This window comes from Nocardia australiensis (genome assembly GCF_020733705.1).
GTDB lineage: Bacteria > Actinomycetota > Actinomycetes > Mycobacteriales > Mycobacteriaceae > Nocardia > Nocardia australiensis.
In genome coordinates this window covers 434,710-455,989 of the sequence record NZ_JAJFZM010000001.1, presented here as the reverse complement: position 1 = coordinate 455,989, position 21,280 = coordinate 434,710, and the positions used below count along the sequence as shown (strand labels likewise).

Annotated in this window: 17 protein-coding genes and 1 pseudogene; 2 read left to right on the top strand and 16 right to left on the bottom strand. The window is 65.8% G+C overall.

All coding sequences use genetic code 11. The annotated features are described in order from the left end of the window. Positions 1–9 precede the first annotated feature (9 nt). Both LKE06_RS02145 and LKE06_RS02140 read right to left on the bottom strand, forming a co-directional pair. Complete coding sequence (locus tag LKE06_RS02145; RefSeq protein WP_227996737.1) at positions 10–1,188, bottom strand: NAD(P)/FAD-dependent oxidoreductase; 1,179 nt, start codon at positions 1,186–1,188, stop codon at positions 10–12. 8 nt (positions 1,189–1,196) lie between these two features. Next, positions 1,197–1,385, bottom strand: a complete 189-nt coding sequence (locus LKE06_RS02140) for a ferredoxin (RefSeq protein ID WP_227996730.1) — start codon at positions 1,383–1,385, stop codon at positions 1,197–1,199. 134 nt (positions 1,386–1,519) lie between these two features. On the opposite strand from LKE06_RS02140, the gene LKE06_RS02135 reads away from it, so the two are divergent. After that, on the top strand, positions 1,520–2,902 hold the full coding sequence (locus tag LKE06_RS02135; RefSeq protein WP_227996728.1) for a phenylacetate--CoA ligase family protein: 1,383 nt from the start codon (positions 1,520–1,522) through the stop codon (positions 2,900–2,902). Between the two features lie 104 nt (positions 2,903–3,006). On the opposite strand, the gene LKE06_RS02130 is transcribed toward LKE06_RS02135, so the two are convergent. After that, on the bottom strand, positions 3,007–3,414 hold the full coding sequence (locus LKE06_RS02130; RefSeq protein WP_227996727.1) for a RidA family protein: 408 nt from the start codon (positions 3,412–3,414) through the stop codon (positions 3,007–3,009). A 97-nt stretch (positions 3,415–3,511) separates the two neighbouring features. On the opposite strand from LKE06_RS02130, the gene LKE06_RS02125 reads away from it, so the two are divergent. Continuing rightward, positions 3,512–3,892 carry a winged helix-turn-helix transcriptional regulator gene (locus LKE06_RS02125; protein ID WP_227996725.1) on the top strand — a complete coding sequence of 127 codons (381 nt, stop codon included), beginning with the start codon at positions 3,512–3,514 and terminating at the stop codon, positions 3,890–3,892. A gap of 94 nt (positions 3,893–3,986) precedes the next feature. Here LKE06_RS02125 and LKE06_RS02120 read toward each other — a convergent pair whose 3' ends face one another. From LKE06_RS02120 to mmsB, 13 genes and pseudogenes are all read right to left on the bottom strand, one after another. Next, entirely contained in the window at positions 3,987–4,676 is a 690-nt protein-coding gene (locus LKE06_RS02120; protein WP_227996723.1) for a TetR/AcrR family transcriptional regulator, read from the bottom strand. Positions 4,677–4,732: 56 nt separating this feature from the next. Then, the gene (locus LKE06_RS02115) at positions 4,733–5,485 is read right to left on the bottom strand and encodes an SDR family oxidoreductase (RefSeq protein ID WP_227996721.1); all 753 of its coding nucleotides are present in this window, start codon (positions 5,483–5,485) and stop codon (positions 4,733–4,735) included. Between the two features lie 12 nt (positions 5,486–5,497). Further along, positions 5,498–6,535, bottom strand: a complete 1,038-nt coding sequence (locus tag LKE06_RS02110) for a phosphotransferase family protein (RefSeq protein ID WP_227996720.1) — start codon at positions 6,533–6,535, stop codon at positions 5,498–5,500. After that, positions 6,528–7,310 carry an SDR family oxidoreductase gene (locus tag LKE06_RS02105; protein WP_227996718.1) on the bottom strand — a complete coding sequence of 261 codons (783 nt, stop codon included), beginning with the start codon at positions 7,308–7,310 and terminating at the stop codon, positions 6,528–6,530. Before LKE06_RS02105 ends, LKE06_RS02110 begins: the two co-directional genes overlap by 8 nt. Before the next feature lies 1 nt (position 7,311). Next, complete coding sequence (locus LKE06_RS02100; protein WP_227996716.1) at positions 7,312–8,532, bottom strand: acyl-CoA dehydrogenase family protein; 1,221 nt, start codon at positions 8,530–8,532, stop codon at positions 7,312–7,314. A gap of 27 nt (positions 8,533–8,559) precedes the next feature. Next, positions 8,560–9,381, bottom strand: a complete 822-nt coding sequence (locus LKE06_RS02095) for an SDR family oxidoreductase (protein WP_227996715.1) — start codon at positions 9,379–9,381, stop codon at positions 8,560–8,562. A 189-nt stretch (positions 9,382–9,570) separates the two neighbouring features. Next, positions 9,571–12,810, bottom strand: a complete 3,240-nt coding sequence (locus tag LKE06_RS02090; RefSeq protein WP_227996713.1) for an acetyl-CoA carboxylase family protein — start codon at positions 12,808–12,810, stop codon at positions 9,571–9,573. Further along, positions 12,807–14,546, bottom strand: a complete 1,740-nt coding sequence (locus tag LKE06_RS02085; RefSeq protein ID WP_227996712.1) for an AMP-binding protein — start codon at positions 14,544–14,546, stop codon at positions 12,807–12,809. The genes LKE06_RS02090 and LKE06_RS02085 overlap by 4 nt, the downstream gene beginning before the upstream one ends. A 25-nt stretch (positions 14,547–14,571) precedes the next feature. Continuing rightward, positions 14,572–15,195, bottom strand: a complete 624-nt coding sequence (locus tag LKE06_RS02080) for a TetR/AcrR family transcriptional regulator (protein ID WP_227996710.1) — start codon at positions 15,193–15,195, stop codon at positions 14,572–14,574. Between the two features lie 590 nt (positions 15,196–15,785). Continuing rightward, the gene (locus tag LKE06_RS02075; protein ID WP_308188280.1) at positions 15,786–16,754 is read right to left on the bottom strand and encodes an MHYT domain-containing protein; all 969 of its coding nucleotides are present in this window, start codon (positions 16,752–16,754) and stop codon (positions 15,786–15,788) included. Between the two features lie 118 nt (positions 16,755–16,872). After that, on the bottom strand, positions 16,873–18,576 hold the full coding sequence (locus LKE06_RS02070) for a hydrogenase maturation protein (RefSeq protein ID WP_227996708.1): 1,704 nt from the start codon (positions 18,574–18,576) through the stop codon (positions 16,873–16,875). A 274-nt stretch (positions 18,577–18,850) separates the two neighbouring features. Further along, complete coding sequence (locus tag LKE06_RS02065; protein WP_227996706.1) at positions 18,851–20,335, bottom strand: CoA-acylating methylmalonate-semialdehyde dehydrogenase; 1,485 nt, start codon at positions 20,333–20,335, stop codon at positions 18,851–18,853. A 22-nt stretch (positions 20,336–20,357) separates the two neighbouring features. Further along, positions 20,358–21,275, bottom strand: a pseudogene (gene mmsB / locus LKE06_RS02060) (3-hydroxyisobutyrate dehydrogenase); the annotation flags it as partial. Positions 21,276–21,280 lie beyond the last annotated feature (5 nt).

Genomic DNA, 21,280 nt, shown 5'->3' with positions numbered 1-21,280 from the left:
GGCTGACAACTAGTAGAGCTGCTCGGCGATCCACGTACGGTAGTGCCCGCTACGGCGGGGCATGCAGATCAACACGACCCCGACCGGACGACCCGCACGGTAGTAGCCGACCGCACATCCTCCGCTCAGGTCACCTTCGAGCACCGCGAAACTGTCAGCAATCCCGGGTGACCCGAACGAGTCCACTCGCACCGTCCCTTGGTCCGACCAAAAGGAGGGCAGTGGTTCGAAAGCCGACAATGGCGCCGGCGCCTCTGACAGATCGTGCATGATCGTGCGGGCCGCCTGACGAGCGGTGTCGACCGCCATCTGCCAGTGCTCGAATCGACGCGGCACTGCGTCGAACAATGTGTTGGGGAACCGCGCGACATCCCCTACCGCCGCGGTCGCCGCAACGCCTCCCATGCGAAGCCACGAATCACAGATCACTCCGTCGGTGGTATCGAGCCCGTTTCCCTCGAGCCACTTCACATTCGGCGCCGAACCCACTGCTTCGACGACCACATCCGCCGTCAAATGCAACCCGTCGTCGAGGACGACCCCGGACGCTCGGTCGGTGCCCACATAGCGCTGGACCGTTCTGCGCGAGTGGAAACGTATCCCTGCCGCCGCGTGGCTCCGCTGAATCGCCTGCCCTACCTCGCGGCCGAGCGGACGGAGCATGGCGACCTCGTCAGCGCAGACAACGTCGACCTCACACCCCTTCGCGCGGGCAGCGGCGGCGACCTCACATCCGATGAATCCGGCACCGATGACGACCACACGCCGATCGGGCCCCAATTCTCGGTGCACCGCGCGTGCGTCGTCGAGTGTCCGTAAGGTGTGCCGTCCAGCGTCTGGTCCCGAGACCGGCAATGTCCGGGGAGCCACCCCGGTCGCCGCGACGAGCGCGTCGAACTCGACGACCTGCCCGTCCGACAGGTACAGCCGCCGCTCGGCCAGATCTGCCTTGGCGACTGAAACGCCGAGCCGCCAATCGACGTCGTCGTCCGCTAGCCGAGGACGTAGTCGCACATTGTCGAAGGTGCCACCATCCGACAAGATCTTCTTCGACAACGGTGGCCGCGTATACGGCATATCCGCCTCGGATCCGATCACGACGACGGATTCTGTCCACCCCGCACTGCGAAGAGTCTCCGCGGTGCGGAGGCCTCCGAGTGATCCACCTACAACTGCCACGGTGCGCATACGCGGCCTCAATCGACAATCGTGATTGCTTGCATGGGGCACGCGTCCGCAGCCGCCTCCACCGCTGCGCGCTGATCCTCAGCTGCGTCGACTCGATACTGCAGCTTGCCGTCGCCGTCGAGATCGAATACTTCCGGTGCGGCGAAGACACACTGCCCGTAGTGCTGGCACGACCCCATGTCGACGTTGACTCGCATGATTCCTCTTTCGATTCCAGGTAATCCACCTACCGTTTGGTAGAAAAAATACCATAGTGCTTGACAGCACACATCATGTGCGGCCATATTTCCACCTACGGTTTGGTAGAAAAAATTCCCTGGGAGGGTACGTTATGACCGACAGGCGAGACGAAGCTCAGCGCCGCGCGCGCTCTACACGATTCCGGGACGAGGCCCGCGAGACCATGCCGCGTCACGAACGCGACAAACTGATCCTCGACCGGATCCAGCACCAGCTTCACTACGTGTACGAGAACCTGCCGTTGTATCGACGGCACTACGACAGCCACGGATTCAAGCCCTCCGACGTCCAGTCCTTGGTGGACTTCACCGCAAAGGTGCCGGTGATCACCAAAAAGATGCTGGTCGAAAATCAGCAGCAGCACCCGCCGTTCGGCGACTACCTCGGTGTTGCGCGTAATCAGCTGGCCCGCATCCACGGTTCTTCGGGAACGACGGGAAAGCCGACGATGTACGGCGTCTCCCAGCGTGACTGGGACCGGGCCCGCGAGGCGTCTGCCATGGCTCTGTGGAGTGCCGGCGTCAGGCCCGACGACGTCGTCCAGATCACCTTCCCCTTCGCGCTCTTCTTCGGCGGATGGGGGATACTGCAGGCCACTGAGCAGATCGGCGCGACGACCTTCCCCACCGGCTCGGTCGTCCCGACCGATAAGCAGATCGAACTCATGCACGCCCTGGATTGCGATGTCGTCGTAGGAACACCGTCCTACCTGGTACATCTGGCCCAGCGCTCACGCGAGCTCGGCCTCGACGTCCGCGATAGCAAGGTCTCTTTGCTGATCGCCGGAGGCGAACCTGGTGCCAGCATCGCATCCGTGCGAGAACTGCTGACCCAACTGTGGGGGAACCCCCTGCTCGTTGACGCATCAGCCGGCTCGACATCCGAGATGTACCCGTTCCTGTCCAACATCGGATGTACTGAGTCGGATGGTGGAGTGCATCTGTTCCAGGACGAGAACTACACCGAGATCGTCGATCCGAATGACCCGAACGTCGCGGTTCCGTCAGGAACGTCGGGAGCCACGGTGGCAACCCATCTCTGGCGAGAATCCCAGCCGATGATCCGGTTCTGGATGGGCGACGAAGGCTACATCGACGACACCCCTTGCCCGTGCGGGCGCACCTACCCTCGTCTCCCGCGCGGTGTGTTCGGTCGTGTCGATGACATGCTCATCATTCGAGGTGCCAATGTCTACCCAAGTGCCATCGAGGCCGCCGTCCGCGGTGTCGACGGCACTGGCTCCGAGTTTCGCATCTTCGTCGACCGTGAGAACGCACTCGACGAACTCCGCGTCGAGGTCGAGCATGAACCAGGCATGGGCACCGAAGACGTCGAGCAGCTGCGACTGTCGCTCGAGGCTGCGATCAAGCTGTCGATCCAGATCAGAGTGCCTGTGAAGGTAGTCGCTCCGGGAACGCATGAACAGCAGACCTTCAAATCACGCAGGGTCGTCGACAATCGACCGAAGGTTTGAGGTGCACGACTGGTCGCCGTCCGCGCACACTCATGCAACTGAATCGTTGACCAACCGGCGCGGGGCGTGATGCCCTCCGCCCTAGCGGGGTTCCTCAGCCCGCCTCAGTCGAGGACGGCTGTGGCCTCGACCTCGACGAGATGATCGGGCGAAGCCAACGCGGCGACACCGATCAGTGTGCCCGGCGCCACCGGTGTCACGCCGAGCTTCGCGGCCGCCCTCGCGACTCCGTCCACGAACTGCGTCATCTTGTCCGGCGTCCAGTTGACGACGTAGACGGTCAGCTTCGCCACGTCGGCGAAGGTAGCGCCGACCTCGGCCAGTGCTGCGCCGACGTTGAGGTAGCTCTGTTCGACTTGGGCGGCGAGGTCGCGCGCGCCGATCGTGGTCCCGTCGGCATCCCAGGAGACCTGCCCGGCAATGTAAACCAGCCGGGAGCCGGTCGCGACGGCCATCTGAGCGTAGGCGTCGATCTTCGGTAGTTCGGTTGGGTTCACCAGGGTGATGGACATGTCAGCCGCCCTTCTGAGTCGCTTGTGGTTACTCAGTTACCGTAGGAGAGTGGGCTGCGACATGGAAGAACGCACTTTTCGGTGACGGAGGAACCTGATGGTTACCACGAAGCACAGCAGCCTGCCCCCGAATGCGGACCTGACGCGGGCCGACTCGCTGGCCAGGGAGATCTTCTCCGACATCGCGAATAAATGGGCGTTGCTGATCATCGAGACAATCGGCGACAACACCATGCGATTCAGCGCGTTGCGTCAGGGGATCGACGGAATCAGCCACAAGATGCTCACCCAGAACCTGCGGATGATGGAACGCAACGGCCTGGTCGAGCGGACGGTGTATCCCACGGTTCCGCCGCGCGTCGAGTACCGCCTCACCGACCCGGGACGGGCGCTGCGCAAGACGGTGGACGGGATGTGTGACTGGACGCAGCGGTACCTCGGCGATATCGAGGCGTCCCGGCGCCGCTTCGACGGGTGACTCGTCGAGGTCTTCGGTGCGATTTCGAGAAATTTCCCTTTCTTCGAGATGCGCGGCCCGGCGACCGCGAACCCCCAACGTCAGCAGTGAATGTTCAGCGCTTGATCGGCATCCGCAGCGCGTTCACCCACAGCCGGGTCACCGTGTAGACGAGATCGTCGATTGTCATCGGCTTATCGTCGAGGTGACCGTCCCCGGTGACGAAGTAGTTGAAGGCGAGACGGCTGACCATGCCCGACAGTGCTCGTGAGGTGAGCATGGGGTCCAGCTCGGGGTCGGCGAGTCCGCGCTGCTGGAGATCCGCGATGCTGCGCGCGTTGCGGCGGATGAAGGCATCGGCACGGTCCTGTCGGAGCTTGCTGAACTCGGGGTCGATATTGGCGACCTGTTCGAGTAGTCCCATCAGCTTCGCATTGCGCTTGTAGGCCTCGAAGTAGGCCAGGTTACTGGCCTCGATGATCGACGCGGGATCGTCGTCGCCGGCCACATGCTGCATTCCGGGATGCATCATGTCTTCCTGGGCATGCTCGAGGATCGCGGCGAAGATCTCGTCTTTGCCTGCGAAGTAGGTGTAGAACGTGCCCGACGAACAGTTGGCTTCCTGGGTGATGTCGATGAGCCTGGTGTCGAGATAACCCATCCGCTCGAACACTTTCCGGCCCGCGGCAATCAATGCCGAGCGGGTCCGCTGGCCGCGTTGGGTGGCAGGCAGCTCGCGCAACAGCGAGGTGCGCGCCATCGAGGGCGCAGCGTCCTCGCTGTCGGTATCCGCAGGTCGATCCATGCTGTATTTATACGCGAGAGGGTTCATCTGCCTGCCAGGACTGCATCGTGGTGCCCTCAGTCCTTCGGTCCGCCCGCGACATAGATGATCTGGCCGGAGACGAACCCGGCGCCCGCGCTGACCAGGAAGGACGCCGTGTTGGCGATGTCCTGCGGCGTTCCGGTGCGATTCACCGGAATCTGTTCGGCGGTAACCCTTTTGAACTCCTCGAAGTCCATGCCCATCCGCGCGGCCGTCGCGGCGGTCATCTCGGTTTCGATGAATCCGGGAGCGATCGCGTTGGCGGTGACACCGAACCTTCCGAGCTCGATCGCCAGGGTCTTCGTGAAACCCTGCATGCCCGCCTTGGCGGCGGCGTAGTTGGCCTGGCCGCGATTGCCGAGCGCTGAGGTGCTCGACAGGTTGACGATGCGGCCGAAACCGGCACCGACCATGTGCTGCTGCACCGCGCGGGTCATCAGGAAGGCGCCACGCAGGTGGACGTTCATCACCGCGTCCCAGTCTTCGGTGGTCATCTTGAACAGCAGGTTGTCGCGGATGATGCCCGCGTTGTTCACCAGCACGGTGGGTGCGCCCAGCTCGGCGGCGACGCGCTCGACGGCCGCGGCCACCGCGGCCTCGTCGGATACGTCGGCGCCCACCGCGAGCGCCGTGCCGCCCGCCGCAATGATGGCGTCGACCGTTGTCTTGCAGGCCGATTCGTCCAAATCGAGCACGGCGACGGCCATACCGTCGGCCGCGAGCTGCGCGGCGACCGCGGCACCGATGCCGCGGGCCGCGCCGGTCACGATGGCTGTTGTACGAGTCATGGTGTCTCCTAGCTAGAATCCCGCGCTATCGGCGATCTCGAGTGCCTTGCTTATCACCGCGTCGATACGTTCGATGGTCGGGGTGCCCGCGGCGGCCTTGTTCTGTGGTGTGTCAATGGCCCGCCGGACCACGCCCTCGGCGATAATCGCAAACTTCCACAGACCGAGGGAATGCCAGTACCGCAGTGCCGCCGGGTCTCGACCAGTCCGGTCTAGGTAGATCCGCGCCATCTCGGCGCGGTTCGGGAACCCGTCGAGGGTGGATGCCGGGAAGTCGCCGCCGGTGTTTTCCCCGGGCTCCACCCAGTAGGCGAGCAGACTGCCCATATCCGCCAGCGGATCGCCGAGCGTGGAGAGCTCCCAGTCCAGCGCGGCCGTCACCGCGCCGGTGGCGTGCGAGGTGATGACGTTGCGCAGGTGGAAGTCGCCGTGCACCAGCGTCACCTCCCGCTGCTGCGGCATCGCCGCGGTCAGTCTGCCGGTGAGCTCGTCCAATTCGGGCAGTTCCCGGGTCTTCGACTTCTCCCATTGGCCGCTCCAGCGTTTGATTTGGCGCTGCGCGTAGGGCTTGTGGCTCGCCAGATCCGACAGGCCGACCGCGGCCAGATCCACCGCGTGGATCTTGGCCAACGTGTGTGGCAGCGATTCCGCAATCGCCCGGCGCCGGTGTGGGGTCAGGGATTCGGCGATCGTCATGGTGTCGACCACCTGCCCGTCCACGTACTCCATCAGCACCAGCGGAGCCTCGGCCACCGCCGGATCGTCGAGGACGCCGAGGATTCGCGGCGCGGGCACGTCGGTGGATTCGAGCGCGGACATGATCCGTGCCTCACGCACCACGTCGTGCGCGGAGGCAAGCAGCTGACCGAGCGGCGGCCTGCGCAGTACCCACCGGCGCCCGGCTTCGTCGCACACCAGATAGGTCAGATTCGATTGGCCGAGTCCGATGCGGTCGAAGCGCAACGGTGTCGCGTACTCGATACCGAGCGCGGTGAACCACCTGGTCACCGCAGCCGGGTCGATCCCGACGATCTCGCGTGTATCAGACATCGACCGACCCTCCGCCACGGAACAGAGGTGCGTCGCCGAGTCGCTGCCCGCCGTCGATCACCATGGTTTCACCGGTGACCCAGCTCGCCGCGTCGGACACGAGAAACGCGACGGCAGCGCCGATGTCCTCGGGCTCGCCGATCCGGTCCAGCGCGGTGGCCCCGGCGACCGACGACTCCTGCTCCTTCCACAGCGCCTCGGCCAGTTTGGTGCGTACCACGCCGGGGGCGACGGCATTGACGCGCACCTTCGGTGAAAGTTCCAGCGCCAGCTGCTTGGTCAGATGGATGAGGGCGGCCTTGGAGGCGTTGTACAGGCCGATATGCGCCTCGAGTCCCAGCCCGCCGATGGAGGCGGTGTTGACGACCGCGCCGCCGTGCTCGCCCATCCACGCTCGGGTGACCAGTGACGTCCACAGGATCGGCGCCCACAGGTTCACATCGAATGTCTTCGCGAATCGAGCATGGTCCTGGTTGATCACCGGCCCGAATGCGGGGTTGGTGCCCGCGTTGTTGACCAGGATGTCGATGCTGCCGAACCGCTCGAGGGTCAGCTCGACGCAGCGTCGCGCGGCCTCTTCGTCCACCACGTGCGCGCCGACTCCCAGCGCATTGCCACCTACCTGCGCCGCCGCGGCCTCGGCGGATTCCTGTGTGCGCGCGGTCAAGACGACATTGCCGCCCGCCGCAGCGATGGCCTGCGCGATCGCCAGCCCGATGCCGCGTGACGCGCCGGTGACTATGGCGGTGCGGCCGGTCAGATCCGGTCCGCTCATGTCAGTTCGCCTCCTTGTTGCGGTACTTGCGCAGTTCTTGCCGCGCGATGGCGCGCTTGTGTACCTCGTCCGGGCCGTCGGCCAGGCGCAGCGTGCGCAGATGTGCCCAGGCCATCGCGAGCGGGTAGTCGTCGGTCACACCGCCTGCGCCGTGTACCTGGATGGCGCGGTCGAGGACCTTGAGCGCGATGCTCGGCGCGGCGACCTTGATAGCGGCGATCTCGGTGCGCGCTGCCTTGTTACCGACCGTGTCCATCAGGTAGGCGGCCTTCAGCGTGAGCAGCCGGATCATCTCGATCTCGATGCGCGACTCGGCGATCCAGTCCTGGATGTTCGCGTTCTCGGCGACCGGCTTGCCGAAGGTGACGCGTGACTGCGCGCGCTGGCACATCATCTCCAGCGCCCGCTCGGCCATGCCGATGCTGCGCATGCAGTGGTGGATGCGGCCGGGCCCGAGCCGGGCCTGGCTGATCGCGAAGCCCTCGCCCTCGCCTTTGAGGACATCCGTCACCGGTACCCGGACATCGGCGAAGTCGATCTCGGCGTGACCCTCGCGTTCCTGGTATCCGAACACCGGCAGGCCACGCATGATCGTGACACCCGGCGCGTCGATGGGGACCACCATCATCGTCTGCTGCCGGTGCGGCGCGGCCTCCGGATCGGTTTTGCCCATCACGATCATCACCCGGCAGTTCTTGTGCAAGGCGTTGGTGGCGAACCACTTTCGGCCATTGAGCACGTACTCGTCGCCGTCGCGCACCATCGAAAGCTCGATGTTGGTGGCATCGGAGCTGGCCACGCGCGGTTCGGTCATCGCGAAGGCCGACGCCATGGTGCCCTCCAACAGCGGCTTCAGGTACTTCTCTTTGTGCTCGTCGGTGCCGAACAGTTCCAGCACCTCCATGTTTCCGGTGTCGGGGGCGTTGCAGTTGCATGCCTCCGACGCGAGATGGCTACGGCCCATGATCTCCGCGAGTGGCGCGTATTCGAGATTGGTCAGGCCGGGGCCGCGACCGGGATGCGGGTGGAAGAGGTTCCACAGTCCTCGCCGCTTGGCCTCGGTTTTGAGTTCTTCGAGGATCGGCGGCTGGAAGTGCGGGTCGCCGGATTCGCGCATCTGTTCGTCGTAGACGGCCTCGGCCGGGTAGACGTGCGAGTCCATGAAATCGAGCAGGTCTTCCTGATACTTATTGGCGCGGTCGGTCAGCTCGAACAGTGACATGAGTGCTCCTGTGAGTGGTTTGGGAGTTCAGGGATTTTCGGCCAGCAGGGACGACTGGTAGCGGCGCATTCCGCGCAGCCAGCGGTCGTAGTCGGAACCTTTGTGGCGGTACATGTCCAGTACCTGCGGATGCGGCAGGATCAGGAACTCTTCGGTCGCCATGGCGTCGAGCACGATGTCGGCTACCTGGGCGGGTTCGAGGATGTCGCCTGCCGAGGTGACAGCGCGGGTGGCGGCGGCGCCGAGTTGCTCACCCGAATCCTGCCCGGCGTAGAGGAGCTTGGTGTTCACCCCCATCGGGCATAGGCAGCTAACGCGAATACCTTTGTCGCCGTAGGTGATATTGAGCCATTCGGCGAAACCGACGGCGGCGTGCTTGCTCACCGAATAGGTGGCCGAACCGATCTGGGTGAGCAGGCCCGCGGCCGATGCGGTACTGACGAAGTAGCCGCCGCCGCGCTCGAGCCACTGCGGTACCAGCAGCTGCGCAGCGCGGATGTGCGCGCGCAGGTTCACCTCGAGCGACTGGTCCCAGTCGCGCTCGGCGGCGTCCAGCCCCGATGCGCCGAGGACGCCCGCGTTGGCGAAGTACAGATCGACCAGTCCGAACTTCCGCTCCGCCAGCGCGATCAGGCCTTGGATCGCCACGGTGTCGGCGGCGTCGGCACCGGCGCCCACCGTGGCTGCGGGATAGTCGGCATTGATCCGGTCCGATACGGCCATAGCGGCCGTCTCATCGAGATCCGCCACCACGACCCGCGCGCCCGCGGCAGCGAGCGCAGCGGCCAGCGCGGCCCCGATGCCCGCGCCGCCGCCGGTCACGATGGCCACCTTCTGTGCAACTTTCACGGTGAAATCCTTCCGCCCGGACTGCCGGTGGAGGCAGCGCGAGCAACGGTCGACGAGTGGCGTTCCTCACCGGCTTGCTACTGGTGCAGATGGACCTCCGCGGCCTCCTCGGTGGATCCACTATTGAACGTATTAGAATTTGACGTCAACTTCAAGTTTGTAACCCCGCGTCAAGCATGCGAACGAGACTCATGTTGCGGATCTTGCGGGCACCGGGTTATTGACCAGCGTGGCGATCCACGTGCGAGTGTCGGTGGGGTCGATCACGTCATCGAGTTCGAAGCCGGCGGCCGCGGTCAGCGCCTTGCCCTGCTCGTAGGCCAGCGCGAGGTACTGCTGGAACAGTGCCTCGCGTTCGACCGGATCCGATACGGCGGCAAGCTCTTTGCTGAAGCCGAGCCGCACCGCTCCCTCCAGGCCCATCGGCCCGATCTCCCCGGTCGGCCACGCGACGGTGAAGTTCGGTGCGTGGAAGTGGCCTGCGGCCATCGCCATCGCACCGAGCCCATATCCCTTGCGTAGGATGATCATTCCGAACGGGACGCTCAGTCGTGCGCCGAGCACGAACAGCCTGCTGAACCGGCGGACCGTGGCCGTCTTCTCCGCGTCCGGGCCCACCATGAATCCCGGTGTGTCGCACAGCGAGACGACCGGCAGCCCGAAGGACTCGCACAGTGTGAGGAACTCGGCCATCTTGTCGGCGGCTTCGGCATCGATGGCGCCGCCGAGATGATGGCTGCTGTTGGCCACCAGGCCGTATGGAGCTCCCTCGACCCGGACCAGCGCGGTGACGATACCGACCCCGTAGTCCGGCCGCAGCTCGAGCACCGAGCCCACGTCCACGATCGCCTCGATGGCGCGATGGATGTCATAGGCGCGTAACCGATTCTCCGGCACCACGTGCCTGGCCAGTCGCGGATCCGGTGCCACATAGTCCGCGACCCGGCCCTGGAAATAGCCCAGGTACTGCTTGGCCAGGGCCACCGCGTGCTCCTCGTCGCGGGCGACCAGATCGACGACGCCATTGCGCCGCTGGACGTCGATCGGCCCGATGTCCTCCGGGCGGTATGCCCCGAGTCCGCCGCCCTCGATCATCGCGGGCCCACCCATGCCGATGTTGGCGTCCGGGGTCGCGATGATGACATCGCATACTCCGGCCAGGGCGGCGTTTCCCGCGAAGCAGCGCCCCGACACGATCGTCACCAGCGGGACCTTTCCGCGCAGCGCCCCGAGCGCACGGAAGGTCGGTACGTCCAATCCCATACCGCCCCAGTCGGTATCGCCCGGCCTGCCGCCGCCTCCTTCGGCGAACAACACCACCGGTACCTGTTTGCGGGCGGCCAGCTCGAAGGCACGGTCGGTCTTGGCGTGGTTGTTCTTGCCCTGGGTGCCCGCGAGCACGGTGTAGTCGTAGGAGACCACAACGGCTTCGGCCGTGGCGATGCCGAACCGGTCGGCACTGATGGTCGCGAGGCCGACGACGAGGCCGTCGGCGGGCGTATTGGCGATCAGGTCGGCCTCCGAGCGCCTGCTGCGTTGCGCGGCGAGCGCAAGCGCGCCGTACTCGACGAAGCTGCCCTCGTCGACCAGGTCGGCGATGTTCGCTCTGGCCGTGCGGCGACCGAGCTTGTGCCGCTTGGCAACTGCCTCAGGCCGGGATTCGTCCACGGTGACGAGGTGACGCATGCGGATCTCGTCGACGTCGGCGCGGCCGCGATCGGGATCCAGCTCGGTCTGCGCCTGGCTGGTCTCGTCGGCCTCACTCCGGGTGATGATCACCAGCGGGTCGCCGGGGGCGACGACCTGCCCGGGACGTACCAGTACACGGACGGTCCGTGCGGCATCCGGCGCGGCGAGCACGTGCTGCATCTTCATCGCTTCCAGCACGACCAGTTGCCCACCCGCGCCGACGTCGATGCCCTCGCCTGCCACCTCGACCACCGTGCCCGCCAGCTGCGCGCGCACGACCTCCTGACCCGGATACAGTTCGACCGCCGCCGCGGTGACCTCAGGCTGCTTAGTCTGTGCGGCCTCGACCAGCGCGGGCAACTTCTCGCCGAGGAAACCGGTTGTCACGATGCCGGACTGGAACTGGTTGTCGGAGAGCAGCTCTCGCAGGAATCCGATGTTCGTGCCGATGCCGTCGACGGTGAATTCGGCCAGGGCGGTCGCTGACTTGCGGGCGGCGACGGCGAAGGAGTGCCCGCGCGTTCGCGTGATGACCTTGGCCAGTAGCGAGTCGTAGCGCGGACTCGGGGTCAGCCCGGGGCGGCCGAAGGTGTCGACACGCACGCCGGGCCCGGTGGGCGGCGCGAACGCAGTCAGTGTGCCCGCCGTCGGCACCGCGGATCCGTCGGCCGCCATGATCTCCATATTCACCCTGGCCTGGATCGCGATACCGTCCACGGCTGCGGGCACGCCGGTGGTTTCCGTTCCGTCGGAGACGATTCCGCTCGGCAGTCCCAGCTCGTCGAAGGATGCCCCGCCCGCGATCGCGAGCTGTAGGGCGACCAGATCGATCCCGGTGACCTCCTCGGTGACAGTGTGCTCCACCTGGATTCGTGGATTCACCTCGAGGAAGACGAACTCCGCGTCGGAGACCAGGAATTCGACGGTGGCCAGCCCGCGGTAGCCGACGTGTGCGCACAACCGGGCTGCCGCTTCGTGCAGTCGCAGGCGCAGCGCGTCCGAGAGACCTTGGGCAGGAGCGATTTCGATCAGTTTCTGGTGTCTGCGCTGCACGCTGCAATCGCGATCGCCGAGCGCGAGTGCCCGGGTGCCCGCCGCATCGGGCGCGGCGACAATCTGCACTTCGATGTGTCGCGCGTTCTCCAAGAGCGCCTCGGCGAAGACCGCCGGATTGCCGAAGCCGAGGCGCGCCTCGGCAGCGCACTGCTGGTAGGCGTCCTCGACCTGGTCGGCCGCCCGCACCACGCGCATGCCGCGGCCGCCGCCACCGGCCAGCGCCTTGATCATGATCCCGCCGGGCTGCGCGTCGAAGAACAGGCGGACCTCCTCGACGGTGCTCGCGCCCTCGGTCGCCGGCAGCACCGGCACGCCCCCGGCGATGGCGGTCCGGCGGGCCGAGGACTTGTCCCCGAACAGCTCGAGCACCGTGGGATCGGGGCCGACGAACGTGGTTCCGGCGGCCGCACAGGCTCGCGCGAATTCGGCGCTCTCACTGAGGAATCCGTAGCCGGGGTGGATCAGCTCGGCACCCGACTCCTTGGCGGCGGTCAGTATCGCGGAGTGGTCGAGGTAGGGTGCGGCTCCGGTGCCCGTGAGCCCGATCGCCTCGCCTGCCGCGTGCACGTTCGGATTGTCCGCGTCGTCCTCGGCGTATACCGCGACCGTGTCGACACCGAGTTCGGTTGCGGTGCGGATGATTCGGAGCGAGATCTCGCCGCGATTGGCGATCAGCAGCTTCACTCGAGTTCCTCGGATTCTGCGGCAGTGATGTGCTCGGTCATGGTGAAAAGCTCGCCCTTGCGGACCTTGCCGGTGGCGGTCATGGGCAACGCGTCGAGGATCCTGATCTCGGGGACCTTGTAGGTCGCCATGTTCCGTGTAGCCCAGGTCCGCAATTCGCCTGCCTCGACATCCGATTCGGGAACCAGTTGCACGTAGGCCAGCGGCACCTGCCCACGCCGCGGATCAGGCTTGGGCACCACCCCGACCGTCTGCACCTGCGGGTGCAGCATCAACAGGGCCTCGACCTCGGACGGGAAGACACTCATCCCGTTGACCTTGATCATCTCCTTGTTCCTGGCCAGATAGTGCAGCGCGCCACGGTCGTTCAGCTTGCCGATGTCCCCGGTCTGCAACCAGCCCTCGCGCAACGTTCGCGCGGTGGACTCGGGATTGCCGTAGTACCGCGTGAGGATCGACGGGCTGCGCACGATGATCTGGCCCTCCTGGCCCACCGGCACCGGCTCTCCCGACTCGTCGACTATGAGGACCTCGGTGCCGGGGACCGGCAGTCCGCAGAACACCGGTTCGCTGTGCAGGTCGTAGTCGTCGTCGGAGAAACCGAGGGTGAAGGTGTCCGCCGTGTGCGTCTCGGTCATCCCGTAGCTGGCCTCGCGCAAGGTGAGTCCGGTGGCCTCGCGCCACCGCGCGCGGATCGCCGCATTCAGTTTGAGGACGAACGAGACACCGGTCGTGTTCTCCAGTGCGGTGAGTCCACCGGGATCGAACGCCGGGTGGTCCATCATCTCCACATAGCTATCGATCATGCCGATCATGGACGTGACCCGATAATGTCGCAGTAGGCTCAGCCCCGCACCGGCGTCCCATCGATTCATCAGCACGGCGGTGCCGCCGTTGATCAGGGGCAACAGGATGCCGAAATCCTCACCCGCGATCCAGAACACCGGCAGGAAATTCAACGCGACAATCGGACGCTCGCCCACCCGGTATCCGTTCGCCACGGTGGCGGTCGCCGCGGTGTAGACCATGTGCCGCTGGGTGTGCTCGCAGCCCTTCGGCATGCCGGTCGTTCCGCCGGTGTAGTTCAGCGCGGCCAGGACGTCGGGATCGGTGGAAATCGTTGGTGCGCGGGGGCTTTCGATGATCCAGTGCCAGTCGGTGCTCGTCGGTTCTGTCGTCGCGAACGGCACCGGCACGGCAGGCTGCGCGGTGAGCATGTCGCCGAGCGCGGTGACCGCGACCAGCCGCAAGGGCGTTTCGGCGCGCACCTCGTCGATCAGCGTGGCCAGGCTGTCCTGGGCCAGCAGGATCGTCACGCCGGCGTCGACGAGCTCGTGGCGCAGTTCGTGGGCGCGAAACAGAGGGTTGATCGGCACGTGCACCGCACCGATCTTCAGGATGCCGAGCATGGCGACAAGGAACTGTGGGCAGTTGCCCAGGAACACCCCGATCCGGTCGCCCGGTTGCGCGCCGTTCGCGAGCAGCCAGCCGGCGAACCGGTCGGCGAGCCCGTCGTATTCGGCGTAGCTGATATCGCGGCCGTAGAACGCGATCGCGGTCACCTCGGGCCGGACCGCCGCCCAGTGGCGCAGGTAGTCGACCACGCCCATGGCCTCGATCGGATACTCCACCGTGCGCGGAACCTGCGCGGGCCAGGCCGCAGCCTGGCGCGCCTTGATCTCCTCGAGCGCCGCGTCGAGGGAAGACGGGGCGACGGCGGTGGGTTCGACGGTCATGGGCGCATCCGTTCCGGTACAGGGTTTATCGGGTGAAGCCGATCAGTCGTTCGGCGATGGCGATGTGGTCGGCGACGAACTGTTCGCGCGCGTCGTGGTCTGCGTCGGCGAGCCGGGACGCGCCGATCAGCAGCGCGTCGGAGAGCGTCTCGACGATCCGCCACAGCGGGGCGCACGGGTCGATCTCACCGCGGTCCTCGACACCTTCGAGAAAAGCGGTGAACCGCCTGCGCAGCCGGATCCGCACCTGCGACCACAGCGCGCCGATCGTGGGATCGACGCCTGCCCGGTGTTCGATCAGCGCTACCAGGGCGCCGTTGGCGAACACCGCGTCGGCGAAGGCTCTTGTCGTGGCCCCGATGACCTCGATCGGCTCCGTGGCCTCGACATTCACGACGAGCTGGGCGTCGAGGAACTGCGTGCACACCTGCTCGGTGATCGCGCGGAACACCTCGTCCTTCGAGGAGAAGTACGCGTAGAACGTAGCCCGGGAGACCTGTGCCCTCGTCGTGATCGTCTCCACCGAGGTGTGGTCATAGCCATGCTCGGCGAAGCAGCGCGCTGCCGCGTCGAGCAGTTCGGTCCGGCGCGGACCAGCACTGTCTTTCCGCGCCGAGCGCGCACGCTCCTGAGCCTCACTTATGGTCACCGTCGCAGTGTTATTGATGTTGACGTCAATGTCAATAAGGCGGCGATGAGGACGATACGGCACGTGGCACGATGTGTTCGGTATTCGGTGCGCCAGAGGGATTTTCGACCGAGCTACGCGGACGATTCAGCCGGAGATGTCGGTTCGACCGGGGCGAAATGTCTCTGACGTTGTCGTGGTTCGGGCAATGAATTCATTCGGTCGCGAGCGACCGGAAGCCTGTCGTTGGGTCCTGATAGACCCACTCGGTGCCGTCATCGTCGAGCGATTCGTACACCGCGCCCCGCGGCAATTCGGTCACCTCGCCCGCGGCTGCCGCGACTCACAGTGGGTCCATGGCCGGCCAGTAGACGTCGACGGGGGAGTGTCAACGTACCGGTGCCGACGCCGCGGCGTGGTGGGCCGGGTGTGGATCGGGCTCACCCAGCGGACGTCGCGCGGCGCGGTTCGGCATGCTGCCCTCGGGACTGGTGCAGTGCCAGGCGCGTGGTGTTCGAATGTCCACACGCGAGCAGCGGCCGCGCCGCGCCGCATTACGATCCTAAACCGCCTGTCGCACACCGGTTTCGAACGGTATTGCGGGCTGGCGATCAGCTGGGGTCCTGGCTCGGCTGTGGGACAGCCGATGACCGGTCGCGCAGCGCGGACGGCCATGGGCGGCCGGTGGAGGCGGTCAGTGCGCTGCTGCGCCCGGGGGTCGGGGGGAGAGTGGCGGAGGTATTGCCCAGTGCCCAGTCCTGCCGGTCGCCACTGGATTCCCGCTGTCGGACCTGGTCGGTGGTCGGCCAGGTCGAAGTTGTCAGGGGGGCTTCGGGTTTCGGCAGTCGCTCGCGGGTGCCGCGGTCACCGATTTCGGCAAGTCCGACCAGTATGATCAGTCCCATGGTGACCAGGGTGACCACCACGATCAGTGGGCTGAGTAGCTGAACGGGTTGCGCGCCGTCCGGTGTCATCTGGTGGTTCGCGTGGTGGGCGTGCATGGAAGCCATTCCGGTGTAATGCATTCCGCACACAGCGAGTCCCATGATCAGGGCCGCGCCGATGGTTGCGAACAGGCCGCGCACATGCAGCATGAACCACAATGCGGCGGTCGCGGCGACCACCGCGATAACCAGCGACAACGCGACGTACCCGCTGCTGTATTCGACAGACGCGCCGGTCTCCATCGCAAACATTCCCAGGTAGTGCATGGCCGCGACACCCAGCCCGGTAACGGCGCCACCAATCGGGAGCGCGACGAGTTCCCGTTGCCAACGCACGACGATCGATAGTCCGATCCACACGACCGCCATGGCTATTGCCGCGCTGAGCAGCGTCATCGGGACGTTGTACCGGATGCTCACGCCGGGGATGGAGAAGCCGAGCATCGCGGTGAAGTGCATGACCCAGATGCCCGCGCCGCCGAGCGAGACGGCGGCGGCGATCAGCCAGCCCGCCGGCCATTCCGACGAGCGGGCATGGGTCACGCATCGGAGACCGAGCATGGATCCGATGACAGACATGACGTAGGACAGGAAGGGGGTCACCCATCCGTAGCTGAAGTGGTCGAGCTCTAACACGGTCTTTCGTTACCTTTCCGTGATGTGCGCCCTGACGATAGCCCAACTTGTCGAATATGCAATTCGCAAGATGAAAATTTCGCAACGCAGGGAAGCACTTTCAGCTCGGCATCACCGATCACTGGAGCAGGTGCGCCGGCGTCGCGGGCGGGCAGACCTTGTGCACGAAGTTGCGTCGCAGCTGGTGGTATGGCTCGCCGGGTTCGAAGAAGTTGCGACGCATCTGCGTCAATTCCTCGGTTCGATAGGCGGCAAGTGGCTTGGCCGCCTCGTCTGCGGCCCTGCGCTGCTTCTTGCGCACCAGGAGGTTCGCGAGCTCCGGTGTCTCGGCGAGCGCGGCGGCTTCCTGCCGGACCCAGCTCCAGAATCCGTTCGCGTCGCCGGGTGCCACCCGGTCCACCAATCCCATCGCGGCGGCGGCCCGTGCGCCGACCGGCATGGTTTTCCTGGTCAGGTCCACTGCCTCGGTCGTGCCGACCCGTCGTGGCAGCGTGTAGGTCCAGTACTCCGAACCGTGCAGGCCCATCAACCGGTAGTGCGGGTTCAGCACCACCGACTCACGGCACCAGATCTCGTCGGCCGCCAGCGCGAGCATCACCCCGCCCGCCGCCGCGTTGCCGGTCAGTACCGAGACCACGAACTTGTCGGTGGTGGTGAGGATCGCCTCGACCAGATCGTCCATGGCGTTGATGTTGAGCCACGACTCCTCGGCCGGATCTGCGGCCGCTTCGATCACGTTCAGGTGAATTCCGTTGGAGAAGAAGTCTCTTGTCGGGCCGAGTACGAGCACGTCCACTGGGCGGGCGCACGCATCCACGTACGCCTCGAGTAGGCGACGGCACTGGCGGGTGCTCATCGCGCCGGACGGAAAGGCGAATTCGAGGTAGCCGACCGAGCCCTGCTCGCGGTACCGCAGTTCCGACCAGGTGTCACGGGTGGCCGCCTCGGCGGGTGTGACCGGCACTTCCGGAACATGCGCGGGCAACTCGGCGCCGAGCGCGTCGGTAGCGGGTTGTTTGAAAGTCTTCGGCCCGTCCGGTCTGCGGCGCTCGCGTAGTTGCGGCAGCCACACCGCGCCATCCACAGTCGCCCGGCAGATCGCGCCGTCGCGGGAGGCGATCACGGTGCCGGGGATGCCGGTCAAGCGGTCCTCGTTGTATCCGCCGTGCAGGAAGAATTCCCGCCCGTACAGCTCGTCGAGCACACCGGGTTGGGAGTCGCCCGCGCGCAGTTTGCGCAGCACCGTGGCGGTGGTGTCGGTGAACCAATCGATCCGGCGGAATTGCTGAGTGTGGTAGGGCCGCAACTGTCCTCGCACATCCGGGCGGCCGTAGTCCAGCGGCTCCGGTTCGAACCGGCCGCCCGCGAAGCGTTCGACCGCCCGCAGCGCCGCGCGCACCGCGGCATCGGCGACCTCGTTGCGGTACAGCTCGCTTTTCCCACATGGCGCGACGGGGAAGGCTTCGGAGGCCCAGATCGGTCCGGCGTCCATCTCGGCGACTGCCTGCAATACCGTGACGCCCCACTCGTCGGCGTCCTCATGAATCGCCCAGTCGAGTGAGGAGGGTCCACGATCACCCTTCGGCCCGGGATGCACGATCAGGACCGTGTGCTCGGACCAGATATCCTCCGGGATCGCCCTCGTGAGCATCGGCGCGAGGATCAGGTCCGGCTGGAAATGCGCTACCCGTGCCCGTAGCAGGTCGTCACCGAGAGCCAGTTCCACACCGACCCGGTGTCCACGCTCGCTCAACTCGACGTGGACGCGCTGTGTCAGACTGTTGAACGCGCTGGCGACCAACAGAATTCGCAATGTTTCCATCAGGTGGTACCGCAAAACCTTCCTCGAACTGGGCGCTCTTTCGAGTCGAAGTTAGTCCTCCGGCCGCCGGGTACATCTTCACGCATTGTTTTCCCGGCTGTAACAAACACCTACTGGTCAAGTGACTTGCATTGGGCAGCAAGCTATTTCGCAGAATTTGGCGGAGTTGTCGGCCGGGATGAATCCTAGTGTGCTGCTGGATGGATCCCCCGTTGGGGGCGGCGACTCCGACTGCCGTACCCGGGCGCGGCAGCCCGGGTACGGCGGTTCGTGGCTATCGGTTACTCGGGAAGCCGAGGTTGATTTGGCTTTCGGAGGCATCCGGCCACCGGGTGGTCACCACTTTGCTGCGGGTGTAGAAGTGGATGCTCTCGGGGCCGTACATGTGCGAGTCGCCGAAGAGTGACTTTTTCCAGCCGCCGAAGGAGAAGGAACCGACCGGAACCGGGATCGGCACATTCACGCCGACCATGCCGACCTCGATGTCGAATTCGAACTCACGGGCCGATTTGCCGTCGCGGGTGAAGATCGCGACACCATTGCCGTACTGGTTGGCGTTGACCAGGCGGACGGCATCGGCGTAGCTGTCGACCCGGACCACCGACAGCACCGGTCCGAAGATCTCGTCGTCGTAGACTTTCATCCCCGGCCGCACATGGTCGATCAAGCTGACGCCGATGAAGTAACCGTCGGAGTCGAACGGGGTTTCGCGACCGTCGACCACCACCGTGGCGCCCTCGCCCGCGGCACCCGCGACATAACCTGCCACCCGGTCGCGGGCCTGCGCGGTGATCAGCGGACCCATCTCCGAATCCGGGTCGGTGCCCGCGCCGATGCGCAGCGACGAAATACGCTGGGCCACTTTGCCGACCAGCTGATCGGCGATATCGCCGACCGCGACCAGTACCGACACCGCCATGCAGCGTTCACCGGCCGATCCGTAGGCGGCCGACACCGCCGCGTCGGCGGCGGCGTCGAGGTCGGCGTCGGGCATGACCACCATGTGGTTTTTCGCCCCACCGAGCGCCTGTACCCGCTTGCCGTGGTCGGCGGCCCTGCGATAGACGGACTCGGCGATCGGCGTGGAGCCGACGAAGCTGATCGCCGCAACATCGTCGTGGTCGATGATGGCTTCGACGGTCTCTTTCTCACCGTGCACTACATTGAGAACACCGGCGGGAAGTCCTGCCTCACTGAAGATTTCGGCTAGCAGCACCGCGGCGGAGGGATCCTTCTCGCTCGGCTTGAGCACGACGGTGTTCCCGCAGGCGATGGCCGAGGACACCATCCACAGCGGCACCATCGCCGGGAAGTTGAACGGCGTGACGCAGCCGACTACGCCGACAGGCTGTTTCACCTGGTGCACATCGACACCACGCGAAATCTGTTCTGCGAACTCACCTTTGAGCAAATGAATCAGCCCCGCCGCGAACTCGACGGTCTCCAGGCCACGGGCGATCTCGCCGGCCGCATCGTCGAGCACCTTACCGTGCTCGGCGGTGATGAGCCGGGCCAGATCGTCGCGCCGTTCGGTCAGCAGGTGGCGCAGCCGGAAGAAGATGTCGGCGCGTCGCGAGAGGCTGGTGGCTCGCCACTCGGGGAGCGCGGCACGGGCGGCGCGTACCGCCTCGGCCACGTCGGCGGGGCCGGCGAGCACGACCTCGGCCTGCTGGAGTCCGGTGGCCGGGTCGAAGACCGGCGCGGTAGCTGACGCGGCGTCGATGCGTTTGCCATCGATGTAGTGCGGGATGCGGTTCATGGGTCGATACCTTTCGGGTCGGTCAGCCGATGGCCGGATCGATGTGGGAGATGATCAGCGAGCAGTCCTTGCCGCCACGGCCGGAATCGACCAGCTCCTGTAGCTGTGCCTGCACGAGTTGTGCTGCGGGCAGCACGGTTTCGGTCGATTCTGCGGCGGCCAGTGCCAGGCCGATGTCCTTGTTGGCGAGGTCGGCGGTGAAGGTGGCGTCGAATCCGTTATTGGCCGCGGAGGTTTCGACGATGCCGGGCACCGGATACCAGGTGCGCAGCGCCCACGAATCCGCGGACGACACCGCGGCTACGTTCCAGAAGACCTGCGGATCGAGGCCGAGTCGCTGGGCAAGCACCGCTCCCTCGGCACAGCCGGCCAGGTTGATCAGCAACATCATGTTGTTGCAGATCTTGGCGGCCTGACCGCTGGTGGCCGCACCGGTGCGAATGATGTTGCCGCTCATCGGCTCGATCAGCGTCGCGGCCGCCTCCACGGCGTCGGATTCACCCCCGAGCATGAACGTCAGGGTGCCCGCGGCGGCGCCGCTGATACCGCCGGAAACCGGTGCGTCGACGAATCGAAAGCCACGCTCGCGTGCGGTGTCGTGCAGGGTACGCGCGGAGTCGATATCGATGGTCGAACTGTCCACGAGCAATGTGGACGGTGCCGCGTTGGCCAGGACCCCGTTCTCGCCGAGGTACACCGCGCGCGCGTGCTCGCCCTTGGGCAGCATCGTGACCACCGCGTCGGCCTCGCGCACCGCCTCGGCCAGCGACGGCGCGGGCTGCACGCCACCTGCCGCGGCGGCGTCAACGGCCGCCGGGTCGAGATCGAATCCGAGCACGGTGTGCCCGTCCTTGACGAGGTTTGCGGTCATGCGGCTTCCCATGTGCCCCAAGCCGATCCATCCGATGGTTGCCACTGCGAGCTCCGTTCCGTGTGCGTGTGATG